Below are 24,506 nucleotides of genomic sequence, written 5' to 3' on the forward strand. Positions count from 1 at the left end.
CGCCGCACGGATGCGGCAGCAGGCAGCGTTCAGTGGTCCGGTGGTTCAGTCGTGCAGTGGTTCAGTCGTTCACGAACGGTCCGGGGCTACGGCCGCACGGCGTCGTGCAGCGCGCTCACCTCGTCCGCCGTCAGGGCCTTGTCGTACACAGCGACCTGGTCGACCGAACCGTTCCAGAAGTCGGTGTTGCCGCCCGACCACTTGGCGCGGCCGACGGACAGTGCGCCGGTGCTGACGTCGGCGGTCCCGGCGGCCGAGGTCGCCGCGAGCTTGCCGTCGACGTACAGCTTGATCTCGTCACCGCTGCGGACACCGACCACGTGGTACCACCGGCCGAGCTCGGGAGTGATCTCCAACCGGGCGCGGTGGGCGCCGGGGGTGGAGAAGGCGAAGCCGCCCTGACCGTACTGGAGGTAGAACGGGTTCTCCTGGCGCCGGCCGTCCTGGCTGACGATGGTGGCGTAGTTGCCGGGAAGTGCGTCCAGCGACGCCCAGGCGGAGACGGTGTAGTCACCGGTGGTGTCGAGGACCGGGCCGTCGGTCTGCGCGTACTGCCCCTGGCCGTTGAACTTCAGGGCCGAACCCTGCACGCCGGGCGCCCAGGACGTGCCCGCGGTCAGTGTGAGGTTCTTGTGGTTGGGCCCGCTGTCGGCGGCCTCGGTGCCCTTGTTCTCGTCGAGGGACCAGGCGCCGCCGCCCTTGACCTCGTCCCGCTCACCGGCGGCGGCGCCGGCGGCGATGACCTCCTGGTTGATCTTGCGCACCGGGGCCGGGTCGACCTTGATCTCACGGCGGTCGTACGTCCAGAGGCCGTTGAGCTCGTTCTCCAGGTCGGTCACCTGGGTGTAGATGGACCCGGAGAGTTCGGCGCCGGCCGCTTCCAGGTAGTACTTACGGGTGTTCTCGACGTACTTGGCGGTCAGCGCGGCCTTGTCGGCGACGCCGCTGTAGATCGCGGTGGGCGCGCCGGGCCACATGTGTCCGGGCGACCGCAGGGTGAAGCCGCCGTGCTCACCGTCCATCGCCGCACGGTTCTCGTCCGGGAAGGCCGGGTCGGTGTTGTTGTAGTCGTGGTGGTCGATGATGTCGCCCTTGCCCGAGTCACCCTTGGAGTTGCAGCAGTTGACACCGCTGTGGGCGTTCACGACGCGGGAGGGGTCGGCGGCCTGGACCTTCTCCGTGATCTTTCCGGTCTCGGTGCGGTCCCACTCGCCCCAGCCTTCGTTGAAGACGATCCAGGCACCGATCGACGGGTAGTTGTGCAGCTGCTTCATCATCTCGGCCCCCTGGTCGAGGAAGGCCTTCTGGCCCTTCTCGCCGGTGATGTTGCCGGAGACGAAGTCCTGCCAGACCAGCAGTCCGAGCTGGTCGGCGTGGTAGTACCAGCGGGCCGGCTCGACCTTGATGTGCTTGCGCACCGAGTTGAAGCCGAGGTCCTTCTGCGCCTTCAGGTCGAAGAGCAGGGCGGAGTCACTGGGTGCCGTGTTCAGGCCGTCCGGGTAGAAGCCCTGGTCGAGCTGGGCGAGGGAGAAGAACGGCTTCCCGTTGAGGACCAGCTTCTGGTAGCCGCCGACCTTCGCGACGCCGAAGGACCGCATGCCGAAGTAGCTGTCGACGGTGTCCTTGGAGCGGCCGTCGTCGAGGGTGACCTTCAGGTCGTAGAGGTACGGGTCGTCGGGCGTCCACAGGTGCTGCTTCGCGACCGGCAGGCTCAGCTCGCGGTTGGCCGGGCCGGTGACCCTGCCGACGACCTTGCCCTTCTTGTCACGGGCGACGGCGGTGATCCGGGCGGACTTCGAGGCGTCCTCGGAGTTGACCGTCAGGGCGAGCCGGCCCTTGTCGATGTCCGGGGTGGTCGTCAGGGAGTCGACCGCGGCCGGGGCGACGGGCTCCATCCAGACGGTCTGCCAGATGCCGGACGAGGCGGTGTAGAAGATCCCGCCGGGGTTGGCCGACTGCTTGCCGGTGGGCTGGTCGGCGCCGGTGGTGTCGGTGACGGCGACGACGATCTCCTGCGGGCCGGTGCCCTTGACCGCGTCGGTGATGTCGGCGCTGAAGGCGGTGTAGCCGCCGGTGTGCTGGGCGACCTGCTTGCCGTTGACCCAGACGCGGGCCTCGTAGTCGACGGCGCCGAAGTTGAGCTTCAGCCGGTTGGCCTTGCCGCCCTTGTCGCCCTTGCCGCCCTTCACCGACCAGTTCTTCGGGACGGTGACGAGCTTGCGGTAGAACATGTGGTCTTCGTGGCGCTCGAGGCCGGAGAGCTGCGACTCGACGGGGTACGGCACGGTGATCCGCTCCCCCAGCTTCTTCCCGAAGACGGGCTGCTCGCCCGCGGCCGCTCCGGCGAATTCCCAGGATCCGTTGAGGTTCTTCCAGTCGTCGCGGACCTGCTGCGGCCGGGGGTACTCCGGCAGCGGGTGGTCGCGGTCGACCTTGTCGCCGAAGGTCGTGGTCAGCCGGTGCGTGGACAGGTTCCCGGCGCTGCGGCTGATCTGCGGAACGGTCTCGCCGCCCACCCGGACGCCCGCTTCGCCGTCGTAGGCGACCCTGACCCGCTGGCCCTTGAGAACGGGTGCGGCCAGGGTGACGGTCAGCGCGTGGGGGTTGCCGGGCGTGGGCGCGACGGACTTCACCGGCATCGGCGAGGTGTCGGCCTCGATCGTGAGGTGATCCTTCAGTGTGGCGAAGTCGCTGACCTTGTCATCGAACACCGCCTGGAGCTTCAGGCCGTCGTCGGCGACGCTCAGGCCGACCGGGTAGACCTCGAAGTCCGCCGGGGGCGTGAACGCGGACTCGGGCACGATCTGCCGGGCCAGCGTCGCGCTGGACCAGCGCAGGAACATGTTCGCGCCACCCGTGTCCTGGAACATCTCCAGCTTGAACGTGTGGGGCTCACCGGCCTTCAGCGCGACCGGCTTGCTGGTCTGCTCGTTGTCCCAGTCCGGCTCCCAGTGGTCGATGACCACCTCGCCGTCGATGAAGAGCCGGAAGCCGTTGTCGCCGCTGGCGGCGAAGGTGTAGTCGCCGTCCTCGGGGGCCGTGATGTTGCCGGTCCAGCGGGCGGTGGTGTTCTCGGTCCGGCCGGTGGTGGACTCGAACGTGCCGGTGAGGCCGGGGAAGTTGATCTGCGGCTCCAGGGAGACACCGCCGAGCGTGCCGAAGTCCCGCGCACCGGGCGCGGACATGCTGTAGTACTCGCCCTTGAGCCCGTGTACAGCCGTCGCCGGGTCTCCGGCCGCGAAGGTGGCCGGCGTGGCGGAGGCGGTCGTGGCCGGGGTGGCCGCGGCGGCCGGGACCAGAGTGGCACCGACGGGTATCAGGAGTGCGGCGGCACAGGCCACCGTCCTCAACACAGCTCGGGATACGGGCATTTGTCGTCTCAAGGCGTCGTCCTGTCGAGAGGGCTGAAGTGCCTCGAACCTGCGAGGCACAGCACATAATCGAACATTGAGCCACAGCACCAAACGCAAAACAACAGTCGTGCACGGAGAATTTTCAACGATATAAATCGAGCGGGCCGGACCGGCCGACGCCGCGCCGGATCTCCGCGTACAGGACGCGGGGATCCGGCGCGGCGTCACGACCGGATCGCCGCGTACGGGAAGCGGAATCCGGCGCGGCGTCACCCGGCGACTACCGCGGAAGCCCCGAAGGGTCCGTGGCCCAGGAAGTGTTGGCCTGCCCCGACAGCCGGTAGGCCACCTTTCCTCCCCTGGTCAGCAGGCTCGCGTCCGTCCACGACCGGTCATGGGCACGCCCGTTGACCGTCACCGCGTCGACGTAGGGATGAGCCGCGTCGGCCGCCGGAGCGGTGATCGTGATGCCCCTGCCGTGCGGCCGGCCGATCACCGCCTTCGGGAACAGCGGGGTCCCCAGCAGCATCTCGCCGCCGCCCGGTGTCTGCGGGTACAGGCCCAGCGCGGAGAAGACGTACCAGGCGGACATGGTGCCCAGGTCGTCGTTGCCGGGCAGGCCCCGCGGCCCCGTGCCGTAGACCGTGTCCAGGATCTCGCGCACCGTCTCCTGGGTCTTCCACGGCTGCCCGAGGGCGTTGTAGAGCCAGGGGGCGTGGATGCCGGGTTCGTTGGTCGGGTCGTAGCGGACCGCGTCGCCGCCCCTGACCGACCAGGAGCCGTCCGCCTTGTGGAAGAACCCGTCCAGGCGTCGCGCCGCCACGTCCCGGCCGCCCATCGCCTCGGCGAGACCCTGGACGTCCTGGGGAACCATCCAGGTGTACGTGGCGCTGGTGCCCTGCGCGAATCCGCGGTCGCTGCCCGGGCCGAACGGCGTGACCCAGGAGCCGTCGACGTTGCGCGCCTGGATGTAACCGGTGGTGCCGGCGCCGTCCGTGGCGTCGGGGTTGTACACGTTGCGCCACCAGCCGCCGCGCTCCTTGAACGCCTCGGCCTCCTCGTCACGCCCGAGGAGTTCCGCCCAGCGTCCGAGCGCGGCGTCGGCGACCGCGTCCTCCAGCGTCTCGGCGGCGCCGCCCCAGCAGTGGCAGACGTCCTGCGGCGCGAAGCGGGACTCCAGGTACTGGGCCAGATTGGGCCGCTGACCGGTGCACTGGCCCGGGCAGCCGGCGTCCGAGAGCCCGTCGTCGACGGGAACGGTCGCCTGGCGCGCCAGCGACTCGTACGCGCCCTCGTAGTCGAAGTTCCGCACGCCCATGGCGTAGAACGTGGCGAGGGTGGCCGCGGTGGGGTCGCCGGTCATGACGTGGGTGGCACCGTTGATGTGAACCCAGCGGTCCCACACCCCGCCGTTCTGCCGGGCGAAGTTGTACAGCGACTGGGCGAAGTCCCCGGCGATCTCCGGTTTGAGGAGGGCCAGCAGTTGTATCTGGGCCCGGTACTGGTCCCAGCCGGAGAAGTTGCTGTACTGCGCACCCTGTCCGCGCTCGATCCGGTGGGCCTTCCCGTCCATGCCGGGGTAGCGGCCGTCGGTGTCGCTGATGAGGTTGGGCTGCATCAGGGAGTGGTAGAGCGCGGTGTAGAACGTGGTCCGCTGGGCCTCGGTCCCGCCGCCCGTACGTACGGAGTCCAGCTCCCGGTCCCACGTCCGGCTCGCGGCGGCCGCGACGTCGTCCACGGCCGCATGCGGGGCGATCTCCTCCCGCAGGTTGGCCTCGGCGCCCGCCTGGCTGACGTAGGAGATGCCGATCCGCATGTGGACATCGTTGTCGGAACGGGTGTCGAAGCCGACCCAGCCGCCCGATCCGCGGCCCGCCCGGTCCGCGCCCGTCGCGTACCCCTCACCGCCGCTGCCCTCGGTCGAGCCCGGGGCGAGCGTGCCGTCCTTCCAGGTGCCGGTGGAGGAGAAGGCGCGGTCGAAGGAGGCGGTGAAGTAGAGGCGGTAGTAGCTCTTGCGGTTGTTGGTGCCGCCGTTGGCGCGCCGCCCGCAGAAGGCGCCGGTGAGCACGGAGCCCGTGACCTTGCGGGCCGCGGTGTCGATCCGGACCTGGGCGTCCTCGCTGCCGTTCAGCGAGTTGGAGACCCGGAAGAGGAGGTTGGCCGGCTTGCCGGCCGGGAACGCGAAGTCGGCCACGCCCGCGCGGCGGCTCACCGCGAGGTCGGCGGTGGCTCCGGAGTCGAGGCCCAGGGTGTAGCGGCCGGGGACCGCGCGCTCGTTGTCGTGCGAGAAGTCCGCGGCGTAGACGGCGTCCTTGGTGTCGGCGGACGGCGACGACGTGACGTCCCCGACGAACGGCATGATCGGGATGTCACCGGCCGCTCCGGGGTTGCATCCGGCGCCGTTGACATGGGTGAGGCTCAGTCCGCGCAGCCGGGTCACGCCGTACTCGTAGCCGTTCGCGGCCCCGGTGCTGGTCTGGTCTCCCGTGGTACTCGTCGGCGACCAGGCGATCATGCCGTACGGGAGGGTGGCGCCGGGAAAGGTGTTGCCGCCGTTGGCGCTGCCGATCAGCGGATCCACGTAGGCGGTCGGGCGGGTGACGGGCGCGGCGGCCTCTGCGGCGGGCAGCACGGCGGCGGCCAGTGCGCCGGTGACGACCAGGGCGGCTGTTCGCGCGGCGAGGCGCCGGGGCGCGGTCAGCGGTCTGGGGGGCATGTCGCGTACCTTCCGGGAGTTCGGACAACGTTGTCAGCGGCCGGCTTGCGGCCCGTGACCACGTGATCGATGCGCGGCCGAGCGTAGATCCCCGGAGCACGGGAGGGAATGCCCCAGCCGTCATCCCGGATGAATGCGCGGTGAACGGATGCCGCGATCCGGACGGCGGGTACGCAATCGCCCTCTGCGTGCTCCGGCCCGCCATCGGGAGATGGCGGGCCGGAGCACGCAGAGGGCGCGGCGGGTGTGCTCAGATCGCGTACGCGTACTGCTCGGGGGCGTGTGCCCGGCCGTTCAGTTCACGCGCCGCGTACTGCGCCCAGGACGGGCTGCGCAGCAGTTCACGCCCGAGGAGAACCGCGTCCGCGCTGCCTTCGGTGAGGATCTTCTCGGCGTGCTGCGGGTCGGTGATCAGACCGACGGCCGCGACGGGGAGCGAGGTCTCCCGCTTCACGCGCTCGGCGAAGGGAACCTGGTAGCCGGGTCCGGTCGTGATGCGGGCGCGGGGGGCGTTTCCGCCGGTGGAGACGTCGAGCAGGTCGACGCCGTGCGCCCGCAGTTCCTCGGCCAGCCGTACGGTCTCGTCGGCGGTCCAGCCCTCGCGCTCGTCCTCCGCGTTCTCGGTGAGCCAGTCCGTGGCGGAGATCCGGAAGAAGACGGGCAGTTCCTCGGGCCACACCTCCCGGACCGCGTCGACGACCTGGAGGGCGAAGCGGACGCGGTTCTCGTAGCTGCCGCCGTACGCGTCGGTGCGGTGGTTGCTGTGCGGCGACAGGAACTGGCCGACGAGGTAGCCGTGCGCGCCGTGCACCTCGGCGACCTGGAAGCCCGCTTCGAGGGCGCGGCGCGCGGCCTCACGGAAGTCCGCGACGACCGCCTGGATCTCGTCGAAGGTCAGCTCGTGCGGCACGGGGTAGCCGGCGTCGAAGGGCAGCGGGCTCGGGGCGACGGGGGTCCAGCCGTGCGCTTCGGGCCCGACGGGTCCGCCGCCGGTCCAGGGGGCCGCGGTCGAGGCCTTGCGGCCCGCGTGGGCGAGCTGGATCCCGATGACCGACCCCTGCGCCTTGACGAAGTCCGTGATGCGGCGGAAGGCGGCTGCCTGGGTGTCGTTCCAGATGCCGAGGTCGGCCGGGCTGATGCGCCCCTCGGGGCTGACGGCCGTCGCCTCGGTGAGGATCAGTCCGGTGCCGCCGGTGGCGCGGGCGGCGAGATGCGCGAAGTGCCAGTCGGTGGGCACGCCCGTCCCGGGCCCCTCCACCGCGGCGCAGTACTGGCACATGGGTGCCATCCATACCCGGTTGGGCACGACGAGCGACCTCAGGGTGAAGGGGTCGAAAAGGGCACTCACGACGGACTCCGTTTCGTCGGGTACGGAAGGATCGCTAGTACGATACATCCCGTACTACGACGTCCGTCAAATTACGACGTCTCTCGTACTAGGGTCCTTCGCCGATCAGGCCGGAGAAGGAGCGCGGTCCGGCGTGATCCGAACCGAGAGACCCGGGACGGAACGGAGTCCGGAGCGATGCGGGTCAGGTCAGCGGGTACGACGTGCGGCCGGACGCCTCGTCGATCTCGTCATGGGCCTTGGTCAGCAGCTTCATCGCCAGTTCGTTGAGTGCGCGGGCCCCCGCGATCTCCTCGCCCACCCTGGGCTGTTCGGAGTCGGAGGGATGGCGGCTCGCATAGCCGTGGGCACGGACCTCGCTCCCGTCGGAGAGCCGCACCAGAGCGGCCGCGCGGGTGCGGTGGGTGTCTTCCTCGAATTCCAGCTCGATGTGCCATCCGACAGCCGTCTGTGTCATGGCGCTCACCTCCGGAGTCGTCTTCCTTCCAGGGTGCGCCTGGTCCCGCCGCCGTGCGCGCCGGGGCGGGGCCCCGGACCGGATGGGGCTCCGGTGCGCGCCAGCGGACGGGCTCCCGGCAGCCAGGTCGTCACCGTCCGCGACGGCGCAGCGTGATGCGGGCGTCGGCGTCGTAGAGCTGGTTCCAGCTGCGGCCGGGACCCGACTTCCAGGTGATGTGGGTGGTGGCCCCGTCGGTCCGGACGGAGTCCACGGTCATCGCGCGCTCACCGTCGCGCACGTCCCCGCGGCGCAGCTCGTCCGCCCTGACGGTGACCGGGGCCTGTGACCGCGCGCTCTCGGCCTCGTCCGCCGCGAGTCCGAGAGCGGTGGCCAGTTCCCGGGCCCGGGCCGGGGTGCAGGTCAGCGCGAGCTCTCCCGACGGTGTGCCGACCCTGATCTCGACGCCCTCACCGACGGCGGCCGCCGCCAGGCGGCCGCCCTGCGCACCGGTGCCGTCGTTGCCGCTCGTCATTGGCTCTGCTCTCCCTTGCCCGGGCCCGGGCTTCTCAGTGCAGCCGGAGGCTCTCCGGCGGGCCCAGATAGCTGGGCTTGAGGCCGCCGGTGTCGACCACCAGGTTCTGCAGCACGACCGTCGGGTCGACCATCCAGAATTTCAGCACATGCACTCCGGGGGCGGCGATGTGGTGCTCCGTGGCGGTGACGTTGACGTTGTCGGAGGTGTTGCGGGCCCACTGCGCGTTCATGGTCCCGTCGTCGGCCCCCGTCACCTTCGTGACGTTCACCGACTGCGGTGCGGCGTCGTCGAAGGAGACGGCATACGTCAGCCCGTCGGTCGGCAGCGGGTTGTTGCGGGGCGACAGATAGGCGTGGACGGTGACCGGGCCGGTGGTGAACAGGCTGACGCGGTACTCCAGCCGGGGGCCGGAGCCGCCGGGCGTCTGCCGGGCGGCGGTGACCGGGAAGGGTTCCATCCCGGCGCCGGTCCGCCCGATGTCCGGGATGCGCTGCCAGCTGATGCCCGCGCCGCCGACGGCCCGGCTGTAGTGGTCCGCCTCGATGGAAACGTACCCGTTGGCCTCGACGAAGCCGTCGAGGCGTGAGCGGGACAGCGCGGGACGGTCGACGACCGCCGTGACGACCACCTCCGCCCCGTCCGGCCCGCTGACGGTGACCGGGACCTCGGTGACACCCTTCGGGGCCCTGGCCCAGTCGACGCGCAGCGTGATCCGGTCCTGCTGTTCGACGCGGCCCCTGACCCGGTCCGCGGTCAGCCAGGAGACACCGGTGCGCACCCGGTAGTCGAACGGTTCGCGGCCCCGGTTGAACACCTCGATGTACTGGGCGGGCTGGCTCTGGTACGGGCTGAAGACCGGGAGCACGGCAGGGCCCTGCTCGTGCGGCCACCACGCTGCCGAGCCGTCGACGGCGACGCCCATCTCGGCTCCGGCGGGCAGGTCGATGCGCCGGACCGCCGGGAAGAGGACGTCCTTGAGCGCGACATTGTTGATCTCGGGCTGCTGCCAGGGGGCGTTCGGGCCGTACCGGGCCACGTCGCCGTAGTCGATGTGCGGCTGGGTCTGGAAGCCCTGCCACTTTCCGCCGGCGATCCGCGTGTTGAAGCGGTCGGCCAGGGCCAGGTCGTCGGCGAGCCGGGCCTCGGCGTCGGCCGCCAGGTCATTGGTGCGGGCCCTGCCCTGAGCGGCGTAGTGCAGGCTGGTGAACTCCGCCTCGCGCAGGGCGTACAGATTGGCGGTGGCCTGCACCTCGTACCCGACCAGTTCGTACCAGGCGTCCTGGGCGGAGGCCGGCAGCCGGCGTCCGACGCGCTCGGCCTCCGCGCCGAGCTGCCGCCATTCCTCCGTGACGCGCTCCAGTTCGCGGTAGTCGACGATGCTGAACGGGGTCGCCCGGTCGTCGTACACGATCGCCGAGCTGTCCTCGGCGGGGTCCTTGGCCGGGTCGAGGGTGATCCTCCGGTTGAGCAGCTCGGGCTTGCGCCGCGACTGGAGCCGGGCGTAGGCGCGCAGGACGGAGGCGATCGCGGCGGCCTGCTTCTCGCCGAAGTTCTGCCGTGCGTAGCGCTCCTCCCACTCCGGCAGCCGGTCCAGGGTCCACCGCTCCGGGTCCCAGGCGTACTCCAGGAAGAACTGCGTGGGCAGTTCGTTGCCCTTGAGGTCGCCGACGTTGGTGATCCACAGTCCGTGGTTCCCGTAGGCGACGGACTGGTGGAGCTGGTCCCACATGTTGGGCAGGGAAGCGGTGTCCACCCACTTGTAGTTGCGGCCGACCCCGACGTAGTCGAAGTGGTAGTAGAGCCCGTAACCGCCCTCGCGGGCATCGTGCTCCAGGTCGGGCAGCTTGCGGATGTTGGCCCAGTTGTCGTCGGTGAGCACCACCGTGACGTCGTCGGGGACCCGCAGTCCGCGGTCCCAGTAGCGCTGGACCTCCTTGTAGAGCGTCCAGACCTGCGGGATGGTGGTGACGTCCCTGCCGGAGACCTCGGCCAGGATCTGCCGCTGGGTGGCGATGATCTCGGTCATCAGCTCGATGCCGTCGCCGTCGGGCAGGCTGACGTCGCCGTTGCCGCGCATGCCCAGGGTGACGACGCCTTCGAAGTCCTCGTCCTTCATCCGGCGGATGCCGTCGGCCCAGTAGGCCTTGATGGCCTCGGCGTTGCGGCGGAAGGACCACTCGCCGGTGCCGCCGTACGGGTCGTGTCCGGGTGTGGTGACGGTGCCCGCGCTGTCGCGTACCGCCGCGACCGCGTGACGGTTCCACTCCTCGATGCCGCGCATCATGGGGGCCTCGTGCGAGGTGCCCATCACGACGCCGTACGCCTTGGCTGTGGCGTGGTTGAGCGGGTCGTCCTCGGCGAACGCGCGCCCCCAGACGGCGGGCCAGAGGTAGTTGGCCTTGAGGCGCAGCATCACCTCGAAGATCCTGGCGTAGAAGTCGGCGTTGAATCCGCCCTCGAAGCCGGGCGCCTTGCCGGGGCCGAAGTAGGCGGGCGCCCAGGTGCCGAGCGCCGGGTTCTCGTCGTTGATGAAGAAGCCGCGGTACCTGACGGCCGGGGTGCCCTGGGTGTGCCGGCCGGGCAGGACGTGGATCTCGTCCCGGTGCACGGGAGCGACGTCGTCCCACCAGTACCAGGGCGAGACACCGATGCCGCGCGAGACGTCGTACGTCCCGAAGATCGTGCCGCGCTGGTCGCTGCCCGCGATCACGAGTGCGCGCTCCACCCCGGGCAGCGGCTGGTCGACGACGGTCTGGAGGCTGGTCTCCCACTTGCCGTGGATCGCGGAGACGTCGAGCTTGCCGCGGGCGACGAGTCCGTCGATCAGCGGGCTGCGGCCCAGGGTTCCGATGATCGTGATCTCACGGCCCTTGGGCGCCGCGCCGTGCGAGAGGACGGGGCGGACACCGGTGACCCGTTCGATGTCGCTCTGGAGGTCCCCGGCCACCCGGACGACTCCGGCCCAGTCGCGGTCGCTGACCAGGATCGGGACCGCGCGCCCGTTCCTGACGAGTGCGAAGCTGCCGCGCCGGGGCGTGAACGAGATGTACGCGCCGGGGTCCGTCGGCCGCACCGCCGGGGCGGGGCCGCTCGCGGACGCCTCGGCGGACAGGCCGAGGAGGGAGCCGAGAGGGGTCGCGGTGAGTGCGGTGAGACCCAGCCCGAGTCCCAGCACCGCTCTGCGGCCCGCGTACTGCGGAACGTTGTCGTCCATACTGCTCTCCTATTTGTTCATATTCTTGACAAATTGGGTGGATGAGTGCCCGGATCAGTTCTCCGGCAAGGGGCCGGGCCCGGTCAGCCGGCGGAGCCGGGAACCACGGGCTCCGGCTGCGCGGCCGTGGCCGGCTCCTCGTCGCCGTCGGGACCCGAGACGGCCGTGACGATCGCGTCGGCCGTCGCGTCGGGTTCGGGAGCGATGAGCCCGACGACGACGTACACCACCAGCGAGGTCACCAGCGGGGTGACGATGACGAGGGTCTGGTCGGTGCTGTCGAGCACGAACTTCACCAGGACGTAGCCGGTCAGCCCGAGCGCCCAGGAGGACAGCGCCGCCCGCGGACCGCACCGGCGGAACAGCGGCAGCAGACCGAGCAGCATCGGGATGGAGATCGGCCCCATCACGGCGGCGACCAGGCCGACGATGATGCCCAGCACTCCGCCGAAGTGATCGGCCTCGATGGCGACGACCATGCTGATGGTGATGAAGACGACCGTGCAGACCCGGGCGATGAGCAGCCCCGTCGCCGGGGGCAGGCTCCTGGCGCCGCGCACGAGCGCCGGGATGATGTCGCGGGTGACGACGGCGGAGACCGCGTTGGCGTCGGACGATGCCATGGCCATCGTGTGGGAGAACATCCCCGCCAGGGTCAGCCCCACCAGGCCCGCCGGCAGGTACGACTGCGCCATCAGCGCGTAGACCTTCTGCGGATCGGTGATGTCCGGCAGGAGTACGGCCGCGGCGAGTGGCGGGAACAGCAGGACAGCGGGCCACACCACGTACAGCACGGCGGAGAGCCCGGCCGAACGCCGGGCGGCCTCCGGGGTGTCGGTGGCCATGTACCGCTGGGCCAGGTTCCACATGCCGCCGTTGTACTCGAAGAGTTTCACGACGACGTACGCGCCGAGGAAGGTGGCCGTGTACGGGCCGACCAGCGGATGGCCGTGGCCCTCCGGCAGCCGGTGCCAGATCGTGCCGAGTCCGGTGATGCCGTCACCGAGCCGGTCGAGGACGACCCAGACCATGGCCAGCGCCGCGAAGCCCTGGATGACGAACTGGCCGAAGTCGGTGAGCGCGTCGGCCCACAGCCCGCCGACGGTGCAGTACAGCAGGGTGACCACGCCGGTGATCAGGATGCCGGCCGTCATGGACATACCGGCGAACACGTTGAGCAGGACCGCTACCGACGCCCATTTCGCGGCGACGTCGAAGACCTTGAGCAGGGCGCCGCTCCATGCGAGCGCCTGCTGGGTGGGGACGTTGTACCGCCGGGCCAGGTACTCCAGCGGCGAGGCGACGGCGTAACGCTGCCGCAGCCGGTTCCAGCGCGGGGCGAACAGCCAGGCGCCCACGCCGGTGCCGAGGGCTAGCGGCAGGAACGCCCAGACGTAGACGGTGATGCCGTAGCTGTAGGCGATGGCGGCGTAGGCGACGAACACGGCGGCGCTGTAGCCGGACATGTGGTGGGAGATGCCGGACAGCCACCAGGGCATCCGGCCGCCGCCGGTGAAGTAGTCGCTGACGTCACCGACGCGCTTGTGCGACCAGAGGCCGATGAGCAGCATCACCAGGAAGTAGCCGCCCAGAGCGGCCCAGTCGAGTGGGGCCATGACAGAACCTCGATGTCCTGTGAGGGGGTACGGAGGGTGGGCCGCGGAACCCGCAGCGGGCTCCGCGGCGGGTCACCAGCGCGGTGACTTCCTCTCGTAGCGCGGGTCGATCCGCTTCATGTAGCCGGTGTCGTCCCGGTTGCGCAGACCGCAGCCGAGGTACTGCTCGTGCAGCCGGGCCAGCGCGTCCCGGTCGAGTTCCACCCCGAGCCCCGGCCCCTCGGGCACCTGGACGGACCCGTCGGTGAACTCGAGTACGCCGGGCTCGACGACCTCCTCCGTCTTCCACGGCCAGTGCGTGTCACAGGCGTAGGTGAGGTGGGGTGTGGCGGCTGCCAGGTGGGTCATCGCGGCCAGGCTGATGCCGAGATGGGAGTTGGAGTGCATGGACAGCCCCATGCCGAAGGTGTCGCAGATGCCGGAGAGCTGTTTCGAGCGGTGCAGACCGCCCCAGTAGTGATGGTCGGAGAGCACCACCTGTACGGCGTCCTGCCGCACGGCCGGCGCCAGGTGCTCGAAAGCGACGACGCACATGTTGGTGGCGAGCGGCACCGGGGTCTGCCGCGCCACCTCCGCCATGCCCGCGAGTCCCGGGGTGGGGTCCTCCAGGTATTCGAGGACGCCCTCCAGCCGGCGGGCCACCGCCACCGAAGTCGGCACACTCCAGGCGGCGTTGGGATCCAGCCGGAGCGGCACCCCCGGGAAGGCCTCGCGCAGGGCGAGGACCGCCTCGACCTCCTCCTCGGGCGGCCGGACACCGCCCTTGAGCTTGACGGCGGTGAATCCGTACTCGGCGATCATGCGCCGGGCCTGGGCCACGAGGGCGTCCGGATCCAGTGCCGCGCCCCAGTCGTCGGGCTCGCCGCCGGGGTGCCCCGCCCACTTGTGGAAGAGGTAGGCGCTGAACGGGACGGAGTCCCGCACGGCACCGCCCAGCAGATCGCTGACCGGGCGGCCTGCCGCCTTCCCCTGGAGGTCCAGACAGGCGACCTCGAACGGGGAGAAGACCCGGTCGACGGCGCTGCTGGTGGCGATCATCCCGGTCAGTCCCGAACCGCCGGTGCCGTCGTCCCCCGCGAGCGCCTCGGCCACCTTGCGGTGCATGGCGCCCAGTGCGTACACGTCCATCCCGGTGAGGGCGTCCGCGGCCGCCCGCAGGCGGCGCAGATGCCCCTCGTCGGCGTAGGTCTCGCCGAGCCCGACAAGTCCTTCGCCGGTGCCGACCTCGACGATGGCCCGCAGCGCGTACGGTTCGTGCACGCCCACGGCGTTCAGCAGAGCCGGGTCCCGGAAGGCCACCGGGGTGATCCTCACTCCGGTGATCCGGAGGCTGTTCGTCATACCGATGCCCTTCGGGTGAGCGGTCAGTCCCGGCCGGCGGCGAGCTTCAGGTCCTGGGTCAGTGCCTTGTACGCGGGCTTGGCCGCGTAGTTCTCGTCGAAGAGGTTGGCCGCGCCCTCGCCCTCGAAGGTGGAGGGCACCCAGGAGTACTTGTCGGTGAAGCCCCACACGGTGAAGTCGGTGCAGTGACGGGTGAGCAGGCAGCCGCGCAGCAGCACGTCGTACCCCTCGGCCTGGGCCTCCTGCTTGGTGCTGTCGGAGGGCATCGGGATGCGGACGTCGGCCTCGGTGATCGCGGTCTCCAGACCGAGGCCGTCGAACCGCGACATGTTCTCGGCGATGTCGTGCGGGGCGTTGTACTGGACGGAGAGGTGGCCCTGGATGCCGACGCCGTCGATCGGTACGTGCTGCCTGCGCAGCTCCACGACCAGGTTGTACAGCGCGGTGCTCTTGGCGTTGACGCCTTCGATGTTGTAGTCGTTGATGAACAGCTTGGCCTTGGGGTCGGCCCGGTGGGCCCAGCGGAAGGCGTCCGCGATGTAGCCGGGGCCGAGCTTGCGGAGCCAGATGCTGTCGCGCAGGGTGCCGTCGTCGTTGAAGGCCTCGTTGACGACGTCCCACTGCCAGATCCGGCCCCTGAAGTGGCCGGCCTCGTCGGTGATGTGCTTGCGCAGGATGGCGCGCAGCTCGTCGGCACCGAAGTCGCCCTCGGTGAGCCAGGACGGCAGCTGGTTGTGCCAGAGCAGGGTGTGGCCGCGCACCAGCTGGCCGTTGGCTGCGGCGAAGTCGACCAGTTCGTCGGCCGCGGTCCAGTCGTAGGTGCCCCGCTCCTTCTCGACGGCCTCCCACTTCATGACGTTCTCCGGGGTGACGGAGGTGAACTCGCCCGCCGCCTTGGCCCGGTAGGGAGCGTCCGCCGCCAGGGCCGCCATGTCGACGGCGGTTCCGATGCGCAGGCCGGCCCGCAGGCCGAGGCCGCCCAGGGTGTCGGCGGCGGGGGGCTTCGGCTTCCGGTGGGAGGCGGGGCGTTCCGGGGCCGCCGAGGCGCTGAGCGCGAAGGAGGAGACGAGCAGGGCCGCGGCGGCGGTGCCGACCATGGCGGACCGAATTGTCTTGCGCATGACATGTCCCTTTTCGGTGGGCGCGCCTCCCGCGGGATCTGCTTGCCCGGGATCGACGCACGTTCGATGAAGATGCTTCGAAAGTTTCGTGAACCTCCCCGCAGTCGCGGCGGGGAGGTTCACGGGGAATGGTGCGGCTGTGCGGGCGGAGCCGGTCAGTGCGCGGCCGGCTCCGGTACGGGGACGGGCTCGACCGAAGTGCCGCAGACCAGCTGCCGGCGGTGGTCCACGATCCGCTCGGGACCGGTGAGCCGGAGGTGCAGGGTCCGGCGTACGTCGGCCGCGTCGCTGGAGGCGGCGAGCCGCAGTTCGAGCGCGCCCGGCTCGACGACGCGACGGCCGCCGATGCCGGTGAAGGACGCCAGGTCCGCGTGGAAGCGGAACCGGACCCTGGCCGCCGCGCCGGCGGCGAGCGGAACCCTGGCGTAGCCGATCAGCCGTGCCTGGGGCCGGGTGGTCTGGGCCACCGGGTCGTGGAGGTAGAGCTGCACCACTTCGGCCCCGTCGCGCTCCCCGGTGTTGCGGACCGTCACCTCGACGTCGGCAAAACCGTCGGTGGGAATCTCGGCCGGGGCCGGATCGCCCTGCTCCCAGTCGAAGGCCGTGTACGACAGGCCGTGCCCGAAGGCGTAGAGCGGCGTCGGATCCAGGTTGCTGACCCCGCTCGCCAGGCCGAGCGGCGGCTGCAGATACGTCCACGGCTGACCGCCGGGTCCCTGCGGAACGCCCACCGGCAGCCGGCCGGAGGGGTTGACGCGACCGGAGAGCACCCCGGCCAGCGCCGGACCGCCCTCCTCTCCCGGGAAGAAGGCCTGCACGATCGCCGCGGTCCGGTCCGCCCAGCGCCCCAGCGCGTACGGACGGCCCGTCAGCAGGACCAGGACCACCGGGGTGCCGGTCGCCAGCAGGGCGTCGAGGAGCTCGCCCTGCATGCCGGGCAGCGAGAGGTCGGTCGCGTCGCAGCCCTCGCCGGACGTGCCGCGGCCGAAGAGACCGGCCCGGTCGCCGAGTACGGCGACGCAGACACCGGAGTCCCGGGCCAGCCGGACGGCCTCCGCGATCCCGGAGCCGTCCGTGCCGTCCACCTCGCAGCCGGCGGCGAAGTCCACCGCGGAACCGGGGAACTCCCCGCGCAGCGAGTCCAGCACCGTCGGCACGTCGATCCCCATCGCGAACTCGGGGTGCGAGACGCCGACGTGGCTGGGGAAGGAGTAGCAGCCGAGCATGGCCAGCGCGTCGTCCGCGCGGGGCCCGACCACGGCGATGCGCCCGGTGTTCCGCAGCGGCAGCGTGCCGCCGGGGTTGGCGAGCAGCACGCAGGCCTGTTCGGCGAGCTCCCGGGCCAGGGCCCGGTTCTCCGGCGGGTCGAGGTCGACGGTGTCCCGGGCCTCCTCGGGGTCCGCGCCCTTCAGTACGGCGGGCAGCGGCGACCAGTCCGGGTCGAGCAGTCCGAGCTCGCACTTCTGGAGCAGGACGCGGCGCAGGGCGCGGTCGACGAGCGCCTCGTCCACCGCCCCGTCCCGGACGGCGGCGACGAGGACGTCGCCGTAGCTGCGGACGGTGGGCAGTTCCACGTCGACGCCGGCGGCCAGGGCGAGCCGGGCGGCGCCCGCGCGGTCGGCAGCGACCTTGTGCAGGGTCTCCAGGAAGCCGATGCCGAAGTAGTCGGCGACGACGGTCCCGGTGAATCCCCAGGTGTCCCGGAGGAGTCCGGTGAGCAGGGCCGGGTCGGCGGCCGCGGGCACGCCGTCGATCTCGGCGTACGAGTGCATCACCGAGCGCGCCCCGCCCTCCAGCAGGGCCATCTCGAAGGGCGGCAGGATCACGTCCGCCATCTCCCGGGCCCCGGCCCGTACCGGCGAGAGGTTGCGGGCGCCGGCGGAGGCCGAGTATCCGGCGAAGTGCTTGAGCGTGGAGATGATCCCGGCGGACTCCAGCCCCCGCACGTAGGCGGTGCCGATCGTGGCCACCAGGTAGGGGTCCTCGCCGATGGTCTCCTCGACCCGGCCCCAGCGCAGGTCGCGGGCCACGTCCAGGACGGGTGCGAGGCCCTGGTGCACCCCGACGGCCCGCATGTCGGCGCCGATCCGCTGGGCCATCTCGGCGACCAGGTCCGGGTTCCACGCCGCTCCCCACGACAGGGGGACGGGGTAAGCCGTCGCGCCCCAGGCGGTGAAGCCGGCCAGGCACTCCTCGTGGGCGAGTGCGGGGATGCCGAAGCGGCCGGCCTCCGCGATCCGCCCCTGGGCCCGGGCCAGGGCGAGGGCGCCGACACCGGGGTCCACGGGTGCGGTGCCGAACGGCCGGGTGAGCTGGCCGAGACCGCGGGCCGTCAGGTCGTCCCAGTCGACGGGGTCGACCATGTCGTTCTGGTGCGGGGCGACCCCGTCGCCCTCGGCGTCGGCGCCCACCCAGATTCCGTACAGCTGGGCGGTCTTCTCCTCCAGGGTCATCCGGGGGATCAGGTCGGCCACCCGCTCCTCCGGGGTGAGGGAGGGATCGCGCCAGGGGCCGTCGACGGGCGGGGCCGCTCCGGTGCTGCGGGCGTGCGGGACAGCGGGGATTGCCATGGGGGCAGGGTTCCTCTCGTAAGTGCGGTGGTACGGGGCGGCCTGGAGTGCTACTTGCCGCCCACCCCCATCAGTCCGTTGACCAGTGCCTTGCGTGCCACGAGGTACACGGCGAAGATCGGCACGACGGAGAGCACGATCGCGGCCAGGATGGCCGGCACGTTGACGCCGAACTGGGACATGAAGTTGAACAGGCCCAGCGTGAGAACCCGGTTCTCCTCCGACTGGGTCAGGATCAGCGGGAACAGGAAGCCGTTCCACGCCTGCAGAGCCGTGTAGATCGCCACCGTGCTGATGCCCGCCTTGGACATCGGGATCGCCAGCTGCCACAGCATCCGCAGGGGGCTCGCGCCGTCGAGCGCCATCGCCTCGTACATCTCCTCGGACACATCGCGCATGGTGCCGCTGAGGATCAGTACGGCCACCGGCATCGCGAACGCCGCGGTCGGCAGGATGATGGCCGGCAGACTGTCGTACAGACCCATCTTGCTGATCAGCAGGTACAGCGGAACGATGACGGCCTGCGCGGGGATGGCGACGCCGAGCAGGAAGGTGCGGAAGGCGAGCGACGAGAGCCGGCTGCGGGTCCGTACCGCGACGTACGCGACGGGAACCGAGAGCAGCAGGACGATGGCCACCGTGGCCACGGCGACGACGGCCGTGTTGGCGAGCATCGTCGAGAAGCCGCTGTCGAGCACGGTGCGGTAGTTGTCGAGCGTGGGGTCGGTGGGGACGGCCAGCGGGTCGCCGTTGAGGGCCTCGTCCTGGCGCATGAGCGAGGAGGAGACCAGCGTGTAGAGCGGGACGACCACGAGCAGCAGCCAGACCAGCGAGCCCAGGCCGGCCAGCGGGTTGCCCCACTTCCTGCGGCGCCGGGCGGCGGCCGGCCGGCTCCGGGTCACGGGCGACGTGGGGCGCGCCGCGGGGCGGGTGTCGATAGACATCGCGTCACATACCTTCCCGGGTGGACCGCATGTTCCCGAAGCCGCTGAAGCGGACCAGGATCAGTGACAGGGCGGTGGCCACCACGACCAGGGCCGTGGCGATCGCCGCGGCGTAGCCGAGGTCGTAGGTCTGGAAACCGGTCCGGTACATCAGGTACGGCAGCACGGTGGTGTCCGTGCCGGGACCGCCCTTGGTCATGATCAGCACGGTGTCGAAGTACGTCAGCGAGCCGACGATCATCAGGACCGACGAGGTCGTGATGGTGTTGCGCAGTTGCGGCAGGGTGATGTGGAAGAACTGGCGGAGCATGCCCGCCCCGTCGATCTCCGCCGCCTGGTACAGGACCTGCGGTATCTGCCGGGTGCCGCCCTGGTAGATCAGGGTGTGGAACGGCATGAACTGCCAGCCGCCGACGAAGGCCACGGTGAGCAGCGCGCCGGTGGACGAGCCCATGATGTTCGGATCGATCCCGAACCAGGGTCCGATCGTCTTGATGACACCGAAGTTGGGGTCGAGCAGCGCGTGGAACAGCATGGCGATGGCCGTCGTGGAGAGCAGCAGCGGGATGAAGAAGACCGCCGAGAGCACGGCCCGGCTGCGCTGCCTGCCCGCCGCCCAGACGCCGAGGAGCAGCGCCACCGGGGTCTGGAACGCCCAGCTGATCGTGGTGAGGAGCAGGCTGAGCCACGCGGCCTGACGGAACTCCGGGTCCTTGAACAGCCGGGTCCAGTTGTCCGTGCCGACGGGTGTCGGGGAGTTCAGCCCGTCCCACTGGCAGAAGGAGAGATAGACGGCGATCGCGAGCGGGACGATCGCGAAGAGCGCGAAGAAGAGGATGCCGGGCACGGCCCAGGCGACCGGGGGGCGGCCGACGTTGCCGACGGCCGCCTTCCTTCCTCCGCGCACCTTTTTGTACGAAGAGACAGGGGACATTGTTACTTGACGGCCTTCATCGCGGCGACGAACTGCTCGGGGGTCGACTTCCCGGCGAACAGCTTGCTGATCTCGGTGAGCAGCGGGGTGGCGTACCGGGACTCGAGTGCCTGGTCCCAGGAGAGTGTGAAGTCCGGGGCCTTCTGGACCATGTCGTACTGGTCGGTGGCGAACTTCGGGTTGGGCGAGCCGCTCAGCATGGAGGCGGCGTTCGACGTGGTCGGGACGTCACCGTTGTCGACGAGGGCCTGGGCGTAGGTCTTGGACGCCATGGCCTTGAGGAACGCTATGGCCGCGTCCTTGTGCTTGGTCCGGGCGTTGACCGACCAGTAGTTGGTGGGGTTGCCCACCACGTTCGCCGCGTCACCGACACCGCCGGCCACGGTCGGGAACGCCGTCCAGCCGAGGTCCTTCTTGGCGAACTCGGGCGCCTTCCCCAGCTGGGTCGAGTACTCCCACGAGCCCATCAGGTGCATGGCGGCCTTGCCCTTGTTGAGCAGGGTGGGCGCGCCTCCGTTGCCGTAGTCGACGGAGTTGAAGTTCTTGCCGAAGGCGCCCTCGTCGACGAGCTGCTTGACCGTCTGGGCCGTCTTGAGCACGGCCGGGTCGCCCCAGCCCGAGGTGTCGCCGTTCTGGATCTTCCGGAAGACGTCGGGGCCGCCGATCCGGTCCAGGAGGTACTCCATCCACATCAGCTCGGGCCACTTGTCGGAGCCGCCGAGCGCGAACGGGGTGATGCCCTTGTCCTTGAAGGTGGTGATGGCCTTCTGCAGGTCCTCCCACGTCTTGGGGGGCTCGATGCCGTTCTCGGCGAAGAGGGTCTTGTTGTAGAAGAGCATCACGGGCTGCATGCCGCGCATGGGGATGCCGTAGGTCTTCCCGTCGAGGCCGCCGGCGGTGATGATCGAGGGCAGGAAGCCGGCCTTGAGCGTGGGGTCGTTCTTCACCGTCGACGTGAGGTCGACCAGTTGGCCGGCGTCGACGTACGGCTTGATGGAGCCGCCGCCCCAGTTGAAGAAGATGTCGGGCGCGCTCGGAGAGCCCATGGCGCTCCGCAGCTTGTTGACGTATTCGGTGCCCGGAACCGGAACGAGCTTGACCTTGACCTTCGAGGTCTTGTTGAACTCCTTGACCGCGGCTTCCTGCACCTTGACCGCGTCGTCCCCGTAGACGTACGCGGTGAGGCTGCCTCCGTCGCTGCCGCTGCCGCCGTCCGACCCGCAGCCCACCAGCACGCCCGCCATCAGCATGGCCGCACCGGCAGCGGTCCATCTCGCCGCCCGCGTACTCTGAGTGAAAATTCCCGACCCCATGACCGCACCTCTGTCGAATGTTTCGGCCCTGCTTGCGAATGTTGCCGGAACCGTACGGTCGTGTTTCGGGCCAGTCAAGAGGGCCGGTCGAGGGAATTTTCCTTGGGGGCCCACCCCTCCCTCCGGGCGGCGGGCAGTTACGATTCCCTGTATGAGCCCCGCAAACGTCCAGTCACATCAGGAGAATGCGCCGGCCGGCGAGTCGTCGGACGGCACCGCCACCCTGGCGGAAATCGCCCGAGCGGCCGGAGTCTCGGCTCCGACAGTTTCGAAGGTGCTGAACGGACGGGCCGATGTAGCCCCCGGCACACGCACCAAGGTCGAGGAGCTGTTGCTGCTGCACGGCTACCGCCGCAGACGCGGCTCCACGACGCAGTCGCAGCTGATCGATCTGGTCTTCCACGAGCTGGACAGCGCGTGGGCCATGGAGGTCGTGCGGGGGGTGGAGAACGTCGCGCGCGAGGAGGGCCTGAGCCTGGTCCTGTCCGAGAGCGCGGGCCGCCTCACCCCCGGGCAGACCTGGGTGGACGGAGTGCTGGCGCGCCGGCCGGTCGGGGTGATCCTGGTCCTGTCGGACCTCACCGCCGCCCAGCGCGCCCAGCTCACCAGCCGGAACATTCCGTACGCGGTGGTCGACCCGGCCGGCGACCCCGGCGACGACGTCCCGTCCGTCGGAACGACGAACTGGCAGGGCGGGCTCGCCGCCACCCGGCACCTGACCGGCCTCGGCCACCGCAGGATCGGCGTCATCAGCGGCCCGTCGCGCATGATGTGCAGCCGCGCCCGGGTGGACGGCTACCGTGCCGCCCTGGAGACCGCGGGCCTGCCGATCGACCCCGCCCTGGTCCGCGAGGGCGAGTTCCAGCACGAGGCCGGATACACCACGGGCATGGAGCTGCTGAGCATGGCGGACCGGCCGACCGCCATCTTCGCCGGGAACGACCTCCAGGCGCTCGGCGTGTACGAGGCCGCACGCGAACTCGGACTGCGCATCCCCGAGGACCTCAGCGTCGTCGGCTTCGACGACCTGCCGCTCACCCGGTGGATCGGGCCGCCGCTGACCACGGTGCGCCAGCCACTCATAGAGATGGCGGAGACCGCGGCCCGGCTGGTCCTCGACCTCGGCCGGGGCCGGCAGCCCGCGACCACCCGCGTCGACCTGGCCACCAACCTGGTCGTGCGCAGCAGCACGGCGGCCCCCGGACGTTGATCAACCCGGTTGCGGCCGGGTGCGGGCATGGGTACCGTCCGGCGGCATGAAGACCCCTGTCCTGCACACGCGTCGGCTCCTGCTGGAGCCGTACGCACCCACCGACGAAGAAGACTTCGTCGCGCTCTTCCAGGACGCCCGGGTGGGGCGCTGGATGGGCGACGGCGTGGACGAGGAGGCCGAGGACCGGGCCCTGTTCGGCCGGCTCTTCACGAAGGTGTACGCACAGGACCTGTTCGGCGTCTGGGTGGTGCGGCAGGACGGGCGGGCAGTCGGGCACGCCGAGATCAAGCCGTCCCCCACCCCGGGCGTGGACGGCCACGAGATCGTCTACGCCGTGACCCCCACGGCATGGGGTCAGGGCCTGGGCACCGAGATCGCCGAGACGCTGGTCGCCCATGGCTTCGGCACCCTGGGCCTGGCCGAGGTGCACGCGACCGTCGACGCCGCCAATGAGGCGTCGCTCGCCCTGCTGACCCGCATCGGCTTCCGTCACGTCCGTGACCTCGCCGAGGACGACGGAAGCACGACCCGCCTCCTGACCCGTCCGAAGGCGCCCGGCTCGGGGCGCTGAGCGTCCGGGCTTCCTGCAACCCGTCTCCCGCCGCGTATGCCGCGGTGTCCGGAGCCGTCCTGCGCGCCACTGTCAGTGGCCGGGTGCAGACTGGCGCATATCCGGTACAACGGCGTTTCGGGAGGTTCGGTCATGACCGATGTTCTGCTTACCGTCGGCACCCGCAAGGGGCTCTTCATCGGCCGCAGGAGCGGCGGGGCGTGGGAGTTCGGCGATCCGCACTTCAACGCACAGGCGATCTACTCCATCGCCATCGACAAGCGCGGTGACGTACCCCGGCTGCTGGTGGGCGGTGACAGCGCGCACTGGGGCCCGTCCGTCTTCCACTCCGACGACCTGGGCGCGAGCTGGGTCGAGCCGGCGCAACCGGCCGTGAAGTTCCCCGAGTTCACCGGAACGTCACTGGAACGGGTCTGGCAGCTGCACCCGGCGGGCCCCGAGGCGCCCGATGTCGTGTACGCGGGCACCGAGCCGGCCGCGCTGTTCCGCTCGCGGGACCGGGGCGAGTCGTTCGAGCTGGTGCGCCCGCTCTGGGAGCATCCGACGCGCTCGAAGTGGGTGCCGGGCGGAGGTGGCGAGGGGCTGCACACGGTTCTGACGGACGAGCGGGACCCGCGGTCGGTCACGGTCGCCGTCTCCACCGCCGGGGTGTTCAGGACCGCGGACGGCGGCGAGAGCTGGACCCCGGCGAACCGGGGGGTGTCGGCGGTCTTCCTGCCCGATCCGGACCCGGAGTTCGGACAGTGCGTCCACAAGGTCAGCCGGGACGCCGTCGATCCCGACCGCCTCTATCTCCAGAACCACTGGGGCGTGTTCCGCAGCGACGACGCCGGGGGCAACTGGACGGACATCGGCCAGGGCCTGCCCTCCGACTTCGGCTTCGCGGTGGCGGCGCACCCGCACCGCGCGGACACGGCGTACCTCTTCCCGATCAACGCCGACGCCGACCGGGTCCCGGCCGGCCACCGCTGCCGCGTCTTCCGGACGACCGATGCGGGCGACAGCTGGGAGCCGCTGTCATCGGGACTCCCCGACGGCGCGCATTACGGCACGGTGCTGCGTGACGCGCTCTGCACGGACGACGCCGATCCGGCCGGCGTGTACTTCGGCAACCGCAACGGGGAGGTGTACGCGAGCGCGGACGACGGGGACAGCTGGCAGCAGCTCGCCTCGCACCTGCCCGACGTCCTGTGTGTCCGGGCGGCCACGATCGGCGGGTGACCGGGCAACGCCGCGCCACCGGCAGACCCGCTCCGGTGGGACCGGGCCAAGCGCGGG

16 protein-coding genes are annotated in these 24,506 nt (G+C 70.6%); 3 read left to right on the plus strand and 13 right to left on the minus strand.

Annotated elements, in window-relative coordinates; genetic code table 11:
* Positions 1-86: 86 nt before the first annotated feature.
* From ACIQMX_RS23625 to ACIQMX_RS23685, 13 genes are all read right to left on the minus strand, one after another.
* On the minus strand, positions 87-3,371 hold the full coding sequence (locus ACIQMX_RS23625; protein ID WP_363078268.1) for a LamG-like jellyroll fold domain-containing protein: 3,285 nt from the start codon (positions 3,369-3,371) through the stop codon (positions 87-89).
* A 262-nt stretch (positions 3,372-3,633) separates the two neighbouring features.
* The gene (locus ACIQMX_RS23630; RefSeq protein WP_402480826.1) at positions 3,634-6,069 is read right to left on the minus strand and encodes a GH92 family glycosyl hydrolase; all 2,436 of its coding nucleotides are present in this window, start codon (positions 6,067-6,069) and stop codon (positions 3,634-3,636) included.
* Between the two features lie 250 nt (positions 6,070-6,319).
* A complete protein-coding gene (locus tag ACIQMX_RS23635) occupies positions 6,320-7,417 on the minus strand; it encodes an NADH:flavin oxidoreductase/NADH oxidase (RefSeq protein WP_402480829.1) in 1,098 nt (365 codons plus the stop codon).
* Between the two features lie 184 nt (positions 7,418-7,601).
* Positions 7,602-7,874: a DUF1876 domain-containing protein gene (locus tag ACIQMX_RS23640; protein WP_219572999.1), complete on the minus strand. Its 273-nt coding sequence runs from the start codon at positions 7,872-7,874 to the stop codon at positions 7,602-7,604.
* A gap of 130 nt (positions 7,875-8,004) precedes the next feature.
* Positions 8,005-8,388 (minus strand): hypothetical protein, encoded by a 384-nt coding sequence (locus ACIQMX_RS23645; RefSeq protein ID WP_402480832.1) that lies wholly within the window; start codon positions 8,386-8,388, stop codon positions 8,005-8,007.
* A gap of 34 nt (positions 8,389-8,422) precedes the next feature.
* A complete protein-coding gene (locus ACIQMX_RS23650) occupies positions 8,423-11,605 on the minus strand; it encodes a glycosyl hydrolase 115 family protein (RefSeq protein ID WP_402480835.1) in 3,183 nt (1,060 codons plus the stop codon).
* 83 nt (positions 11,606-11,688) lie between these two features.
* The gene (locus ACIQMX_RS23655; RefSeq protein ID WP_402480838.1) at positions 11,689-13,221 is read right to left on the minus strand and encodes a sodium:solute symporter family protein; all 1,533 of its coding nucleotides are present in this window, start codon (positions 13,219-13,221) and stop codon (positions 11,689-11,691) included.
* 72 nt (positions 13,222-13,293) lie between these two features.
* Positions 13,294-14,562, minus strand: a complete 1,269-nt coding sequence (locus ACIQMX_RS23660) for a glucarate dehydratase family protein (protein ID WP_402480841.1) — start codon at positions 14,560-14,562, stop codon at positions 13,294-13,296.
* A gap of 23 nt (positions 14,563-14,585) precedes the next feature.
* Positions 14,586-15,683: an endo-1,4-beta-xylanase gene (locus tag ACIQMX_RS23665; RefSeq protein ID WP_402480844.1), complete on the minus strand. Its 1,098-nt coding sequence runs from the start codon at positions 15,681-15,683 to the stop codon at positions 14,586-14,588.
* A gap of 155 nt (positions 15,684-15,838) precedes the next feature.
* The gene (locus ACIQMX_RS23670) at positions 15,839-18,253 is read right to left on the minus strand and encodes a glycoside hydrolase family 3 N-terminal domain-containing protein (protein ID WP_402480846.1); all 2,415 of its coding nucleotides are present in this window, start codon (positions 18,251-18,253) and stop codon (positions 15,839-15,841) included.
* A 50-nt stretch (positions 18,254-18,303) separates the two neighbouring features.
* On the minus strand, positions 18,304-19,197 hold the full coding sequence (locus ACIQMX_RS23675; protein WP_363077448.1) for a carbohydrate ABC transporter permease: 894 nt from the start codon (positions 19,195-19,197) through the stop codon (positions 18,304-18,306).
* A 4-nt stretch (positions 19,198-19,201) separates the two neighbouring features.
* Entirely contained in the window at positions 19,202-20,131 is a 930-nt protein-coding gene (locus ACIQMX_RS23680; RefSeq protein WP_363077446.1) for a sugar ABC transporter permease, read from the minus strand.
* Positions 20,132-20,133: 2 nt separating this feature from the next.
* On the minus strand, positions 20,134-21,381 hold the full coding sequence (locus ACIQMX_RS23685; RefSeq protein WP_402480849.1) for an extracellular solute-binding protein: 1,248 nt from the start codon (positions 21,379-21,381) through the stop codon (positions 20,134-20,136).
* 214 nt (positions 21,382-21,595) lie between these two features.
* Here ACIQMX_RS23685 and ACIQMX_RS23690 point away from each other — a divergent pair, with 214 nt between their 5' ends.
* From ACIQMX_RS23690 to ACIQMX_RS23700, 3 genes are all read left to right on the plus strand, one after another.
* Positions 21,596-22,654 (plus strand): LacI family DNA-binding transcriptional regulator, encoded by a 1,059-nt coding sequence (locus ACIQMX_RS23690; protein WP_219572646.1) that lies wholly within the window; start codon positions 21,596-21,598, stop codon positions 22,652-22,654.
* Between the two features lie 46 nt (positions 22,655-22,700).
* Positions 22,701-23,228, plus strand: a complete 528-nt coding sequence (locus ACIQMX_RS23695) for a GNAT family N-acetyltransferase (RefSeq protein ID WP_402480852.1) — start codon at positions 22,701-22,703, stop codon at positions 23,226-23,228.
* 132 nt (positions 23,229-23,360) lie between these two features.
* Positions 23,361-24,449 (plus strand): WD40/YVTN/BNR-like repeat-containing protein, encoded by a 1,089-nt coding sequence (locus tag ACIQMX_RS23700; RefSeq protein ID WP_402480854.1) that lies wholly within the window; start codon positions 23,361-23,363, stop codon positions 24,447-24,449.
* The last annotated feature ends 57 nt before the right edge of the window (positions 24,450-24,506 follow it).

The sequence above is a fragment of the Streptomyces sp. NPDC091416 genome, assembly GCF_044756845.1.
Classification (GTDB): domain Bacteria; phylum Actinomycetota; class Actinomycetes; order Streptomycetales; family Streptomycetaceae; genus Streptomyces.

Bases quoted from the DNA above. Each gene is read 5' to 3' on its own strand.
- ACIQMX_RS23625 (WP_363078268.1), bottom strand. From the start codon at position 3,371: ATGCCCGTATCCCGAGCTGTGTTGAGGACGGTGGCCTGTGCCGCCGCA.
- ACIQMX_RS23630 (WP_402480826.1), bottom strand. From the start codon at position 6,069: ATGCCCCCCAGACCGCTGACCGCGCCCCGGCGCCTCGCCGCGCGAACA.
- ACIQMX_RS23640 (WP_219572999.1), bottom strand. From the start codon at position 7,874: ATGACACAGACGGCTGTCGGATGGCACATCGAGCTGGAATTCGAGGAA.
- ACIQMX_RS23645 (WP_402480832.1), bottom strand. From the start codon at position 8,388: ATGACGAGCGGCAACGACGGCACCGGTGCGCAGGGCGGCCGCCTGGCG.
- ACIQMX_RS23650 (WP_402480835.1), bottom strand. From the start codon at position 11,605: ATGGACGACAACGTTCCGCAGTACGCGGGCCGCAGAGCGGTGCTGGGA.
- ACIQMX_RS23655 (WP_402480838.1), bottom strand. From the start codon at position 13,221: ATGGCCCCACTCGACTGGGCCGCTCTGGGCGGCTACTTCCTGGTGATG.
- ACIQMX_RS23660 (WP_402480841.1), bottom strand. From the start codon at position 14,562: ATGACGAACAGCCTCCGGATCACCGGAGTGAGGATCACCCCGGTGGCC.
- ACIQMX_RS23665 (WP_402480844.1), bottom strand. From the start codon at position 15,683: ATGCGCAAGACAATTCGGTCCGCCATGGTCGGCACCGCCGCCGCGGCC.
- ACIQMX_RS23670 (WP_402480846.1), bottom strand. From the start codon at position 18,253: ATGGCAATCCCCGCTGTCCCGCACGCCCGCAGCACCGGAGCGGCCCCG.
- ACIQMX_RS23675 (WP_363077448.1), bottom strand. From the start codon at position 19,197: ATGTCTATCGACACCCGCCCCGCGGCGCGCCCCACGTCGCCCGTGACC.
- ACIQMX_RS23680 (WP_363077446.1), bottom strand. From the start codon at position 20,131: ATGTCCCCTGTCTCTTCGTACAAAAAGGTGCGCGGAGGAAGGAAGGCG.
- ACIQMX_RS23685 (WP_402480849.1), bottom strand. From the start codon at position 21,381: ATGCTGATGGCGGGCGTGCTGGTGGGCTGCGGGTCGGACGGCGGCAGC.
- ACIQMX_RS23690 (WP_219572646.1), top strand. From the start codon at position 21,596: ATGAGCCCCGCAAACGTCCAGTCACATCAGGAGAATGCGCCGGCCGGC.
- ACIQMX_RS23695 (WP_402480852.1), top strand. From the start codon at position 22,701: ATGAAGACCCCTGTCCTGCACACGCGTCGGCTCCTGCTGGAGCCGTAC.
- ACIQMX_RS23700 (WP_402480854.1), top strand. From the start codon at position 23,361: ATGACCGATGTTCTGCTTACCGTCGGCACCCGCAAGGGGCTCTTCATC.